The sequence below is a fragment of the Allosphingosinicella sp. genome, assembly GCF_036387215.1.
Classification (GTDB): domain Bacteria; phylum Pseudomonadota; class Alphaproteobacteria; order Sphingomonadales; family Sphingomonadaceae; genus Allosphingosinicella.
Window position 1 is genome coordinate 1 of sequence record NZ_DASVUE010000018.1, and the last position, 10,894, is coordinate 10,894.

Sequence of the window (10,894 nt, forward strand, 5' to 3'; positions counted from 1 at the left end):
CTGGAACCGCTACGATTTCACGAAGAAGCTCGGCCTCGGCCTCGGTATCGTCGCCCGCTCCAAGGCCTATGCCTCGATCAGCAACGCGGTGACCCTGCCCGGCTACGTCCGCGTCGACGCCGCCGCTTATTACGAGATCGCCCGCGGCATCGAGGCGCAGATCAACGTCGAGAACCTCTTCGGCCGCGACTATTTCCCGACCGCCCACAACGACAACAACATCGCTCCGGGCGCTCCGACGACCGCCCGAGCGACCCTGCGCTTCAACTTCTAGGCCGGGGCTGCAAGATTGCACGGGCCCGGGCGAGGCCTTAGGATTTGCGCGGCGTGGGATTCAGGGAGCTCGGGCATGACTGGAAAATGGCTGTTCGCGGGCGCAATTCTGGTGGCCGCCAGCCAGCCTTCGATCGCTGCGGCGCAGTCGATGCACGGAGCGATCGGCACGCCCTCGCACCTGTCCCGCCCGGGCCGGTCGCAGGACCAGGTGCGCGGCGCGCTGTTCGGCTCGGCCATGTCGGGAGCAGTCGAGATGCAAGGGGCGGGGCGCAAGCAGCGGAACACGCAGCGCCGCATCGTCGAAGACGGCACGGCCGAAGGCGCCTTGCTGAACGGCGCGGGGCTGCTGTCCGCAGCTCCTCATCTTGGCCAGCTGCCGGTCTGCGCCGGCGACGTTAGCAATCCGTCGTTCGACTGCCAGATATTGAAGAGGCGCCAGGCCGCGCGCTGAGCGGGCCGGGGGCGTTCGCGTCAGCCGAGATTCTGGCAGGCGGCGGGATCGCCTGTCTCCAGCCCCTTCCGAAGCGCCGCCATGCGCTGGGCTGAGGTGCCATGGGTGAAGCTCTCCGGCACCACCCGCCCCTGGCTCTGCCGCTGGAGCGTGTCGTCGCCGATCGCCTCCGCGGCGCGCATGCCTTCTTCCACGTCGCCCGGTTCTAACCGGTTGCGGTTCCGGGCCGCCCAAACACCGGCGTAGCAATCGGCTTGAAGCTCCACACCAACCTGCACCCGGTTGGCTTCAGCCGTGGAGGCACGAGCCTGCAGCGAGCTTGCGCGTTCCAAAGCGCCGGTGAGGTATTGAATGTGATGTCCCACTTCGTGGGCGATCACATAGGCTTGGGCGAAATCGCCCGCTGCGCCAAAGCGGCTTCGGAGCTCGCTGTAGAAGCTGGTGTCGAGATAGATGCTGTTATCTGTCGGGCAATAGAACGGTCCCATCGCCGACTGGGCCGCGCCGCAGCCCGATTTCCCGCGCCCGCCGTAGAATGTGAAGCTGGCCGGCGTGTAACGCTGCCCTCGCTCCTGGAAAATCTGGCTCCAGGTGTCTTCCGTGCTTGCAAGCACCTGACAGGAGAAGCGGCTTTCCGCATCGACGGTACAAGCTTGCTGCGCGGTTTTTCCGCCGGTCGCCTGATGCGGCGCAACGCCGGTGCCGCCGCCGGTGCCAAGCATGCCGCCTCCTGCGAACAGGAAATAGAGCAGCCCGAGCACGACGACGCCGCCGATGCCGAAGCGGCTTAGCACAAGCCCGAAAAGCAGCCCGAAAATGCCGCCGCCACCGCCGAATCCGCCGCCGCCGAAACTCTGGCCGCGCTGGTCGCTAACATTGTCGCTCATCCGGTAGTCGTCGAGCCGCATCTTTTCACTCCATCTACGCCGCCGGGACAATGCGCAGGGAGGCGCGGCGGTTGCAAAAGGCCGCTCCGCCGCCAAAAGAAGCGCAGACCTCGCATCCGGGAGATACCATGTTCCTCAACGGCAAGACCGCGCTCGTCACCGGCTCCACCTCCGGCATCGGCCTCGCCGTCGCCCGGGTCCTTGCAGCGGAGGGCGCCCGGATCGTCCTGAACGGCTTCGGCGATGCGACGGAGATCGAGCGGCTGACCGACGAGCTCGGCGCCGCCCACTCCGCCGCCGACCTGACCAAGCCCGACCAGATCGAGGCGATGATGGCGGAGGCCGGCCCCATCGACATCCTCGTCAACAATGCCGGCATGCAGCACGTCGCGCCGATCGACCAGTTCCCGGTCGACAAATGGGACCTCATCATCGCGCTCAATCTCAGCGCCGCCTTCCACACCACCCGGCTGGCGCTCCCGGCGATGAAGAGGAAGGGCTGGGGCCGGATCATCAACACCGCGTCCGCCCACAGCCTCGTCGCGAGCCCCAACAAGGCGCCCTATGTCGCCGCCAAGCACGGCATCGCCGGCCTCACCAAGGCGGTCGCGCTCGAAACCGCGACCAGCGGCGTCACGGTCAATTGCATCAGCCCCGGCTACGTCTGGACGCCGCTCGTCGAGAATCAGATCCCCGACACGATGAAGGCGCGGGGCCTCACCCGCGAGCAGGTGATGAACGACGTCCTCCTCGCCGCCCAGCCCACCAAGAAGTTCGTGACCGTCGATCAGGTCGCGGCGCTCGCGCTGTTCCTCTGCCGGGATGAAGCTTCCGCGATCACCGGCGCGAACCTCTCCATGGACGGCGGGTGGACGGCTGCCTAGCCGCCCAGCGTAGCGCAGGGGATGCGCAGCAACTCATGCGCTGCGCGAAGAGACGGCGCGGGCACGGACGGCGGGGCGGCGCCAGCCGAGCCCGTCCGACGGCGCGGCTTTGCCGCGACGCGAAGCCCGCCATACAAGCGCTTGTCGCGGAGCATTCCCTGTTGCATGTCCGCTGCAACGGGAGAGAATCCACTGATGATAAGGGCTTGTCTCGCTCTCTGCTCCGCGCTGGCGCTGGCCGGCTGTTCGCGTAGCCACGAAGCCCATCCACAGTCCGCCGCGGCCGCTCCGCCGGACTGGCGTTCGATCGCTACCGAGGACGACCGCGCGCGGATCCGCGACTGGCGCTCGGCCTGGGTCGAGGCGCTCCGCAGGGCCCAGGCGGCGGGCTTCGGCACGGTCATCGCCCGCGAGGGTGCGCTGCTCCAGCCCGACGCGGCTGCGGAATGGCAGGATTTTCCCGACGGCGTCTATCGCTGCCGCACGATCAAGATCGGCGGCCAGCGACAGGGCATGCTCGATTACGTCGCCTATCCCGCCTTCGACTGCCGCGTCCGCCGCGAGGACGGGCTCATCTCGTTCGCAAAGCTCACCGGCTCGCAGCGGCCGATCGGCTACGTTCTTCCGACCGCCGGCGAGCGCATGATCTTCCTCGGCACGCTGCAGCTCGGCGACGAGACCCGGGCGCTCGAATATGGCCGCGATCGGGAACGCGACATGGCCGGCATCGTCGAGCGGATCGGCGAGCGGCGCTGGCGCCTCGTCTTCCCCCGCCCGCATTTCGAATCGATGACCGACATTCTGGAGCTCGTCCCCGCCGGCTCCGCACCTTGAGGAACTCACCCATGAAAGCCAGGCTTGCCGCCCTCCTCCTCGCCGCCACCGCAGCCGCTCCCGCTCATGCCGACGCGGTCCGGGATGCAGTCGCAAACGACATGCCTTCGCTGATGACGCTCTACCGCGAGCTCCATGCCGCCCCCGAGCTCAGCATGCAGGAGGTAAAAACCGCCGCCCGCCTTGCCGCGGAGGTGAAGAAGCTCGGCTTCGACGTCACCACCGGCGTCGGCAAGACCGGCGTCGTCGCGGTGATGAAGAACGGCCCCGGCCCGGTGCTCCTGGTCCGCGCCGACATGGACGGGCTCCCGGTCGTCGAGCAGACCGGCCTCCCCTTCGCGAGCAAGGTCCGCGCGACCAGCCTCGCCGGCGTCGAGAGCGGCGTCATGCACGCCTGCGGCCACGACACGCACACGACGGCCTGGGTCGCCGCCGCCCGCCGCCTTGCCGCGATGAAGAACCAATGGTCCGGCACCCTGGTGATGATCGCCCAGCCGGGCGAAGAGATCGGAGTCGGCGCCAAGGCGATGCTCGATGACGGCCTCTACACCCGCTTCCCGAAGCCCACCCACGCCGTCGCCTTCCACGACAGCGCCGGGCTTCCCGCCGGCACGATCGGCTATGCGGTCGGACCCGCGCTTGCCAATGTCGACAGCGTCGACATCAGCGTCCCCGGCGTCGGCGGCCACGGCGCCTATCCGCATACGACGAAGGATCCCATCGTTCTTGCCGCCCGGATCGTCACCGCGCTGCAGACTTTGGTCAGCCGCGAGGCCAATCCGCAGGACCCCGCGGTGGTGACGGTCGGCAGCTTCCACGCCGGCGCCAAGCACAACATCATCTCGGACGAGGCGAAGCTGCTGCTCACCGTCCGAAGCTATACGGACGAGACCCGGAAGCTCCTGCTCGACGGCATCAGGCGCATCGCCCGCGGCGAGGCGATCGCCGCCGGGATGCCGGAGAACCGGATGCCGGTCGTGACGGTCCGCGAGGGTGAATATACGCCCGCCACCTTCAACACCGAGAAGCTCACCGCCGACACCGCGGCGCTGTTCACCCAGCGCTTCGGCGAGGCGCGGGTGCGCAAGGTCGCGGCAGTGATGGGCGGCGAGGATTTCAGCCGCTTCCACCTTGCCGACAAGAGCATCGAAAGCCTGATCTTCTGGGTCGGCGGCGTTCCCCAGGCGCAATGGGACAAGGCCGCCGGCGATCCCGCCAAGCTCCCCTCCCTGCACAGCCCGTTCTGGGCCCCCGACGCCGAACGCACCATCTCCACCGCCGCCGAAGCGATGGTCGCCGCGGCACTGGGCGTGTTGAAGAAGAGCTGATCAAACTCCGCAACGGGTGCAGTTGCACAAACTGCACCCGCCGCCAGCGTCTTTGCATTTGAATCGGGCGCAGGCCTCACCAAATGGCCGCCTCGAGCACGGGCTGTTGGGCTGTCCGGCTCCAGAGGTTCCAATGACAGAGATTTCGCACATTCTCGTGCTGAGCCAGTCGCACTTCCTTCAGCGGCAGGTGGACGAGCTCCTTTCCGAACCGCGCGCCGTCAGGCGCGGCGGCATCGCCGGTTGGCTCGGCTTCAGGAAGCGCTCCGCTCCGGCGGCCTAGGCGCCGCGCCCGTCACTTCGCGCGCGAAGGCGACGATGTCCCGGAGCACCGGCGCCCGCCCCCGCAGCGGCCGGGCAAGCGCGGTGACGATCCCGACATGGCCGAGCTCCGGATAGAGCTTCACCCGCGCATCGACGCCGGCCGCGCCGAGCCGCCGCGCCAGCTCGCGGCTGTTGCGCGTGTAGACGAGCGTGTCGCGCGCGCCGTGCAGGAGCAATGACGGTGGGTCGCCCTTCGAAGCGAAGTTGATCGGCTGCGTTCCCGGAAGGTCCGCCGCGCCTCCGAACGCCGCGCGGGTGACCGGCCCGTCGAGCGGCAGGAAGTCGTAAGGCCCGGCAAGCCCGACCAGCCCCTTCACCGCCGCGCGCTCGTCCCCGAGCCAGCGCGGGTCGAGCGCGATCATCGCCGCATTGTAGGCGCCCGCCGAATGGCCGACGAGCACGATCCGCGACGGATCTCCGCCGAGCCGCGCCGCATTGGCCCGCACCCACCGCACCGCGGCCGCGCCGTCCTCGAGGAAGGCGGGGAATCGCACCTCCGGCACCAGCCGGTAATCGGGAACGGCCACGAGGAATCCGTTCGCCGCCAGCGCCCGCCCCGCAAAGCCATAGCCCTCGCGCGTGCCCGTCCGCCACGAGCCGCCGTAGAAGAAGACGATGATCGGAAGCGGCTCGCCTCCACGCGCCCGCTGCCGAGGCCCGTACATGTCGAGCTGCTGGCGCGGGTGCGCGCCATAGGCTTCGCCCCTAACCAGCAGCTGGCCGCCCTTGTCCTTCGGCACGACCGAATTGAACGTGCGCAGCGGCGAGCAGGCGGCGAGGAGAGCGGAGACGAGCATGGCCATGAGAAAGGATGCCGAAGCGGGCATGCAAGGCGCCGGAGCCGCCGGGCGGCGAAAAAGAGCCTCAGCCGGCACCCGTCGGGCATCCTTTCCTCAGATAATCCTCGAGCCCTTCCTCGGTCTCGATGATGATCTTCACGGCTTCGGCGGTCACTCCGCAGGCGGCGGCGATCGCCTTCACGTTCGGGAATACCTGCTGCCGCTGCATCGCCCAGACATGGCACGTGAGTTCGTCGCGGCTGCCGAAGCGCCCTACGGACTTCCTCCCTGTTCCTCGCTTCGACGGCATGGGCACCTCTGCACGCGAACGCCGCCCAAGGGGAGGCACCGGGAAGATACGGCCCCCACCTTCAAGAAGATGCAAAATATGTTCGTAAATCCGTAGCTTAGTTCATCTGGCACGAAATCGGTGCGCCAGACGGGCTATCAGCCCGCCTGCGGCATGATCCAGCCGCTCCCGCATGCGCGGCGATACGCGTCCTCGAACCCAGAAAGGCTTCGATCCTCGATCACTGCGGTCACATTGCCACTCGCCTGACTGCCGAAGAACCGCCGGGTCGCGCCGCCCGACCTGAATTCGCCGCACACGCGCCGGCTCCGCGCATCCATTCTCACGCGGCTGAACTCGGCATTTCGCGCTTCGGGGCTGCTCGCGCGGACCGCCTTGGCGACCGCATAGACCTCCCGCCGCTGCTCCCGCTCCGGCCCCGCCGGCGACAGCGCAAGCCAGAATACGCCACCCGTCAAAGCGAGCTGGATCGCCATCAGGCTCCAGAAGAGACGAGGCCGCGCCCGGCGGTCGATCCTGTCGTTCCGGAGCCTCGTCGAGCCGATCCAAAGGGCACGAAGCAGCAAGACCAGGGATGCCGTCCCGACAAGCAGCAAAAGCGGCGCTACGGCGCCCGAGTTCCACCCTCGCGCCGCCAACCCGTAGGCCCACCAGAGCAGCGCCAGGGCAAGGCCGACTTCGAACAGCAGGGCAAGCCAATATTCCACCGGCTGGCCGTCGCGCCTGTAGCCGAAGCCGCCGGGCGGGTACTCGCCCGACCGCACGCCCCTGCCGAGCCGCCACAGGAGGAGAAGCAGCCAGATCGCAAGTCCGGCATGAATTGGATGAAGCGTCATGCCCGGCACTTACCTCCCGGAACCGCGAGTGTCGAAGGGCGCCGCTGCCGTTCCCGCCTTCGATCCCGGGCTCAGTAATCCAGGCCGTAATAATCGTGCACCCGGTCGCCATATTGGCGGTCGAAGCGGGGCTCGGTGGCGCGGTCGAAGCTGGGCGCGCTCTTGAGGTCGTGGCGGCTCATGCCGATCCGGTAGCCGCCGGCACGGGTGTCGTAGCTCAGCGCCCGCCAGGGCAGCGGATAGTAACGTTCGCCGAGGCCCATCATCCCGCCATAGGCCATCACCGCATATTCGACCTTGCCCGAAAACTTATCGACCATGAAATTGTAGATGCTTCCGAGCCGCTCGCCGTCGCGGCCGTAGACCGCGGTGCCTTCGACCTTGTTCGAAGCGATCAGGTGGCCGGTTTCATCGGTCGGCAGGCCGGCGCGATGATCGTCCGGTCCGTAGCCGCGGTCGTTGTCGCGGTTCCAGCGCGGGCGGCCGCGATCCTCGCTGCCGCCGCGGAGGCCGTATCCGCCGCGCTCCTCGTCGCGGTGCCCGCCTCGGGAGCCCCGGAGGCTGAAGATGCTGCGCTCGTCCCGGCGATCGCCGTCACGGTCCCCGCGGCCATAATCGCGATGGCGCGAACCCTCCGGGCCATAATCGTCGCGGCCCCGGCTGTAGCTGTCCCCGTAGCGATAATCTGCCATGTCACGTCTCCTGCTAAGCTTACTGGGGTGGGGCGGAGCCGGTTGAGCTCCGCCCCATCTCGTCAGGTCCGGGAGCGGCCCGAACCGGTGCCGGCGCTCTCGGCGCCCGCCTCGCCGCCGGCGTCTCCGCCGCCGCCCGTCTCGTTGCCGCCGCCGAGCAAAGCACCGGTCAAGGACGAGGAAGTGCTGCCGCTGCCGCCTGCATCGGCGATCCCGCCGCTCGTCATGCCGCCGGCCCCGTTGAGGCCGGAGCTGCCGGTGCTTGCGCTGCTGCCGAGCCCGCTCTGGCCGCTCTGCCGGCTCTGCCGCCAGCCGTGGAAGTCGTTGTGGAATTGCTGCCCGCGCTCGCGGCAATATTCCTCATAATCGCGGTCGAGCTCGGCGATCTGCCGCTCGCGCCAGCTGCGATAATGTTCGTGCTCGGGGCCGCTGAACCGGTCGCTGCTTTGTCCGCCGCCGCTGAAGCTCTGCCGGCCGCCGGCATAGTCGCCCTGGCCGCCGAAGCCGCCCTGGCCTCCGCCACCGCCATAATCCCCCTGGAAGCCGCCATAGCCGTGCTGGCTTCCATAATGGCTCTGACGGTATCCGCCGCCTTGGCTTTGCCGCCGGCCGCGATCGTCATCCTCGCCGCCGAACCAGGAGCGGACTTCCTCGCCCGCCCGTTCGAAGAAGCCGCGGTCCCCACCGCCGCCGCCGCTGCCGCTGCCGCCGCGGTAGCGCTCGCGATCGCGGTCATCGTCTCCGAAGATCGAGTTGCTGCGCGCGCGCCCGCGCTCGCCGCGCCAGCCGCCGTCGTCGCCGCCGCCGCGATACCCATCGTCTGCCATCAGACCTCTCCATGTGCTGAACCGCGGGCCAACGGGCCCGTGCCGGTCAGAACGGATCAGCAAGGACCCCCGTTCCGCGCACCCAATGGAATCATCGCGGCGCCGACGCCCCTCGGCGCATCGGCAGGAGCGGGTCTCAAGCCTCCTTGGGCTTCAGCGCGTCCACCGCCTCCCGCACCCGCTGGCTCTGCCCGCGGGGCAGGACGAGCACCGCGCCTTTTGTGGCGACGATGACGAGGTCGTTCACCCCCACCGCTGCCACGACCGGACCGTCGCTTCGGATCAGGCAGCCGCCGCTGCCGATCGCCAGCGCCTCTCCGGCAAGGGCGTTGCCGTCCCCGTCCTTGGCCGCGGCCTCGTAGAGCGCGTCCCAGCTGCCGAGGTCCGACCAGTCCATCGATACCGGCGCGACCGCGATCCGCTCCGCTTTTTCCATCACCGCATAGTCGACCGAGATGGAGGGCGAACCGGCAAAGGCGGCCGCGCCGGGATAGATGCATCGGCCCTCCTCGCGCCGCTCCGCCGTCGCAGCCCGCGCCGCCGCCAGCACGTCCGGCGCATGCGCTTCGAGCGCGCTCAGGAACGCGTCCGGGCGGAACAGGAAGATGCCACCGTTCCACAGGTGCCGTCCCTCCGTCACATAGGCGAGGGCGGTGGCCGCATCCGGCTTCTCGCGGAAGCGGGCGACCCGGTGGAGGCCCGGGCCGATCTCCTCGCCGAGCTCGACATAGCCGTAGCCCGTCTCCGGCCGCTCGGGCCTGATCCCGAACGTCACCAGCCACCCCTCCCCGGCCGCCGGAAGCGCCGCCTCGACCGCCGCGCCGAACGCCTCGACGTCGCCGATCAGATGGTCGCTGGGCATCACCAGCATCGGCACGTCCGCCGGCGCCAGAAGCGCAGCCAGCGCGATTGCGGGAGCCGTGTTCCGCGCCGCCGGCTCGATCACCAGCGCGGCCGGCGCGATGCCGATCCCGGCGAGCTGCCGCTCCACCTCGGCCGCATGCGCTTCGCCCGCGACCACGATCGGCGCCGCCTCGACCCGCGCCGCCGTCATCTGCAGCATCGTCCGCTCGCCGGTGAGCGCGATCAGCTGCTTTGGGCGCTCCGGCACCGACAGCGGCCACAGCCGCGTTCCCGCGCCGCCGGAAAGGATGACTGGAGTGACGCCCCTGATGCCCATGGCCGAACGCTAGCAGCCGCGCCCGCGCCCGCCTAGCGCGCCGTCACTCCTTCGTCAGCACCTCCGGCTTGTGCGCCGCGCGCTTACCCTCGTCCGTCTCGACGATATACTGCGGGTTCTCCTTCGAAGCGGCGACCTTGTGGCCCTTGATCTGCGTCTCGGAGGTCTGCTTCTTCACGACATGCCCGTGCGCTTCGCCGCCGTGGCTCTTCCAGCTAACCTTGTCGCCCGCCTTCAGCCCGTCAGCCATTGCTCATCTCGACTTTGGCGTTGTCCCCCATCGCGGGCCGGGCCGAGGAAACCGCCGCGGCGGCCATCCTGATGTACGCGCGGATCTTGCCTGGGCTGTCCCAATATTGCGCGTCGTTGGGAGTCACGACGAGCAGCCGGATCGCCGGATCCTCGGGGCTTTCCCACCAGGCCTTGGCGGGCACGTTGAAAAGGTCGCGGATCTTCTCCCGGTCGTTCGAAAGCGCCGCGCGCGCGGTCACCGAGACGTAGGAGTGAGAGCCCGCATCGGCGAAGGCGAGGTTCACATGCGGGCCCGCCGCGATCTCCTCGTCCTTGTAGCTGTCCTTGTCGGTGAGGAAGTAGACCTTCCCCTCCTCCCGCTCGACAAAGGCCGCCATCGGCCGCGAGCGGATTTCCTCGCCGTCCCGGCTCGAGAGCATGCAGAAGCCGATCTTCTCCATGAGGTCCCAGACGTGCCCAACGTCGTCCGTGCTGCTGCCGCTGCCAAACATATGCTGCTCCTGTTCGCGAAAAATGGATCGCAACAAGAAAGCGGGAGCGGCGGCGGCTGTTCCCGACATGGCCTTCGTGCCGTAGGGTGGCGCCTTCGGAGGGGGACCGCCCATGAAGACACTGATTGCCGCCTGCCTGCTGCTCGCCGCCTGCACCTCGAACGTGCGGCCGAAGGGCGATGTGATGGTGATCGACGAAAAGTATGAAGAGCCGGCCGCGGAGGGCGATCAGGAGCGGGGCATCACCGGCTCGAGGATCGAACGTCCGGCGATCGACGCTTCGCGGGAGGGCCTGACGTTCGCCGGTCAGCCGGCGCTGATGGCGGTGATCGCCGATCCGCCGCGCGACGAGAAATATCCCGCCCGGAACCGGCAGCTGCTCATCCCCTCGGGCCCCGTTCGGCCGGAGCTGGGGCGGCCCGCCGAGATGAACGCCCTGTTCTTCCTTGCGTCCGGCGACGGGCGGAAGCCGACCATGCTCCTCCTCCACGGCCTCCCCGGCAACGAGCGTAACCTCGATCTCGCCCAGGCGGTGCGGCGGGC

General features: G+C 68.8%; 14 protein-coding genes and 2 pseudogenes. 7 read left to right on the forward strand and 9 right to left on the reverse strand.

Annotated elements, in window-relative coordinates; all coding sequences use genetic code 11:
* Window positions 1-274: pseudogene (locus tag VF662_RS00620) on the forward strand (TonB-dependent siderophore receptor); the annotation flags it as partial.
* A gap of 75 nt (window positions 275-349) precedes the next feature.
* Window positions 350-727: a hypothetical protein gene (locus VF662_RS00625; RefSeq protein WP_464136451.1), complete on the forward strand. Its 378-nt coding sequence runs from the start codon at window positions 350-352 to the stop codon at window positions 725-727.
* 20 nt (window positions 728-747) lie between these two features.
* On the opposite strand, the gene ypfJ is transcribed toward VF662_RS00625, so the two are convergent.
* Window positions 748-1,635 carry a KPN_02809 family neutral zinc metallopeptidase gene (gene ypfJ, locus VF662_RS00630; RefSeq protein WP_464136454.1) on the reverse strand — a complete coding sequence of 296 codons (888 nt, stop codon included), beginning with the start codon at window positions 1,633-1,635 and terminating at the stop codon, window positions 748-750.
* Between the two features lie 107 nt (window positions 1,636-1,742).
* On the opposite strand from ypfJ, the gene VF662_RS00635 reads away from it, so the two are divergent.
* From VF662_RS00635 to VF662_RS00650, 4 genes are all read left to right on the forward strand, one after another.
* Window positions 1,743-2,498 (forward strand): 3-hydroxybutyrate dehydrogenase, encoded by a 756-nt coding sequence (locus VF662_RS00635; protein WP_464136458.1) that lies wholly within the window; start codon window positions 1,743-1,745, stop codon window positions 2,496-2,498.
* 195 nt (window positions 2,499-2,693) lie between these two features.
* A complete protein-coding gene (locus VF662_RS00640; RefSeq protein ID WP_464136460.1) occupies window positions 2,694-3,332 on the forward strand; it encodes a DUF4893 domain-containing protein in 639 nt (212 codons plus the stop codon).
* 11 nt (window positions 3,333-3,343) lie between these two features.
* Entirely contained in the window at window positions 3,344-4,660 is a 1,317-nt protein-coding gene (locus VF662_RS00645) for an amidohydrolase (RefSeq protein ID WP_464136462.1), read from the forward strand.
* A gap of 133 nt (window positions 4,661-4,793) precedes the next feature.
* Window positions 4,794-4,943 (forward strand): hypothetical protein, encoded by a 150-nt coding sequence (locus VF662_RS00650; protein ID WP_464136464.1) that lies wholly within the window; start codon window positions 4,794-4,796, stop codon window positions 4,941-4,943.
* On the opposite strand, the gene VF662_RS00655 is transcribed toward VF662_RS00650, so the two are convergent.
* The 8 genes from VF662_RS00655 to VF662_RS00690 all read right to left on the reverse strand — a co-directional run bounded on the left by VF662_RS00655 (window position 4,915) and on the right by VF662_RS00690 (window position 10,351).
* Window positions 4,915-5,787 (reverse strand): alpha/beta hydrolase, encoded by an 873-nt coding sequence (locus tag VF662_RS00655; RefSeq protein ID WP_464136467.1) that lies wholly within the window; start codon window positions 5,785-5,787, stop codon window positions 4,915-4,917. The genes VF662_RS00650 and VF662_RS00655 overlap by 29 nt on opposite strands.
* Before the next feature lie 61 nt (window positions 5,788-5,848).
* Window positions 5,849-6,073 (reverse strand): hypothetical protein, encoded by a 225-nt coding sequence (locus VF662_RS00660; protein ID WP_464136469.1) that lies wholly within the window; start codon window positions 6,071-6,073, stop codon window positions 5,849-5,851.
* A 137-nt stretch (window positions 6,074-6,210) separates the two neighbouring features.
* Window positions 6,211-6,909, reverse strand: a complete 699-nt coding sequence (locus VF662_RS00665; protein ID WP_464136473.1) for a hypothetical protein — start codon at window positions 6,907-6,909, stop codon at window positions 6,211-6,213.
* A 71-nt stretch (window positions 6,910-6,980) separates the two neighbouring features.
* Window positions 6,981-7,601: a PRC-barrel domain-containing protein gene (locus VF662_RS00670; RefSeq protein WP_464136475.1), complete on the reverse strand. Its 621-nt coding sequence runs from the start codon at window positions 7,599-7,601 to the stop codon at window positions 6,981-6,983.
* Between the two features lie 62 nt (window positions 7,602-7,663).
* Entirely contained in the window at window positions 7,664-8,428 is a 765-nt protein-coding gene (locus VF662_RS00675; protein ID WP_464136478.1) for a hypothetical protein, read from the reverse strand.
* A gap of 136 nt (window positions 8,429-8,564) precedes the next feature.
* A complete protein-coding gene (locus VF662_RS00680) occupies window positions 8,565-9,608 on the reverse strand; it encodes a mannose-1-phosphate guanylyltransferase (protein WP_464136480.1) in 1,044 nt (347 codons plus the stop codon).
* 43 nt (window positions 9,609-9,651) lie between these two features.
* Window positions 9,652-9,858, reverse strand: a complete 207-nt coding sequence (locus VF662_RS00685; protein ID WP_464136483.1) for a hypervirulence associated TUDOR domain-containing protein — start codon at window positions 9,856-9,858, stop codon at window positions 9,652-9,654.
* On the reverse strand, window positions 9,851-10,351 hold the full coding sequence (locus tag VF662_RS00690; RefSeq protein WP_464136486.1) for a pyridoxamine 5'-phosphate oxidase family protein: 501 nt from the start codon (window positions 10,349-10,351) through the stop codon (window positions 9,851-9,853). Before VF662_RS00690 ends, VF662_RS00685 begins: the two co-directional genes overlap by 8 nt.
* Window positions 10,352-10,463: 112 nt before the next feature.
* On the opposite strand from VF662_RS00690, the pseudogene VF662_RS00695 reads away from it, so the two are divergent.
* A pseudogene (locus VF662_RS00695) lies at window positions 10,464-10,894 on the forward strand (hypothetical protein); the annotation flags it as partial.

Excerpts from the sequence above, each read along its gene's own strand:
- VF662_RS00625 (WP_464136451.1), top strand. The coding sequence starts at position 350 with ATGACTGGAAAATGGCTGTTCGCGGGCGCAATTCTGGTGGCCGCCAGC.
- ypfJ (WP_464136454.1), bottom strand. The coding sequence starts at position 1,635 with ATGCGGCTCGACGACTACCGGATGAGCGACAATGTTAGCGACCAGCGC.
- VF662_RS00635 (WP_464136458.1), top strand. The coding sequence starts at position 1,743 with ATGTTCCTCAACGGCAAGACCGCGCTCGTCACCGGCTCCACCTCCGGC.
- VF662_RS00640 (WP_464136460.1), top strand. The coding sequence starts at position 2,694 with ATGATAAGGGCTTGTCTCGCTCTCTGCTCCGCGCTGGCGCTGGCCGGC.
- VF662_RS00645 (WP_464136462.1), top strand. The coding sequence starts at position 3,344 with ATGAAAGCCAGGCTTGCCGCCCTCCTCCTCGCCGCCACCGCAGCCGCT.
- VF662_RS00650 (WP_464136464.1), top strand. The coding sequence starts at position 4,794 with ATGACAGAGATTTCGCACATTCTCGTGCTGAGCCAGTCGCACTTCCTT.
- VF662_RS00655 (WP_464136467.1), bottom strand. The coding sequence starts at position 5,787 with ATGGCCATGCTCGTCTCCGCTCTCCTCGCCGCCTGCTCGCCGCTGCGC.
- VF662_RS00660 (WP_464136469.1), bottom strand. The coding sequence starts at position 6,073 with ATGCCGTCGAAGCGAGGAACAGGGAGGAAGTCCGTAGGGCGCTTCGGC.
- VF662_RS00665 (WP_464136473.1), bottom strand. The coding sequence starts at position 6,909 with ATGACGCTTCATCCAATTCATGCCGGACTTGCGATCTGGCTGCTTCTC.
- VF662_RS00670 (WP_464136475.1), bottom strand. The coding sequence starts at position 7,601 with ATGGCAGATTATCGCTACGGGGACAGCTACAGCCGGGGCCGCGACGAT.
- VF662_RS00675 (WP_464136478.1), bottom strand. The coding sequence starts at position 8,428 with ATGGCAGACGATGGGTATCGCGGCGGCGGCGACGACGGCGGCTGGCGC.
- VF662_RS00680 (WP_464136480.1), bottom strand. The coding sequence starts at position 9,608 with ATGGGCATCAGGGGCGTCACTCCAGTCATCCTTTCCGGCGGCGCGGGA.
- VF662_RS00685 (WP_464136483.1), bottom strand. The coding sequence starts at position 9,858 with ATGGCTGACGGGCTGAAGGCGGGCGACAAGGTTAGCTGGAAGAGCCAC.
- VF662_RS00690 (WP_464136486.1), bottom strand. The coding sequence starts at position 10,351 with ATGTTTGGCAGCGGCAGCAGCACGGACGACGTTGGGCACGTCTGGGAC.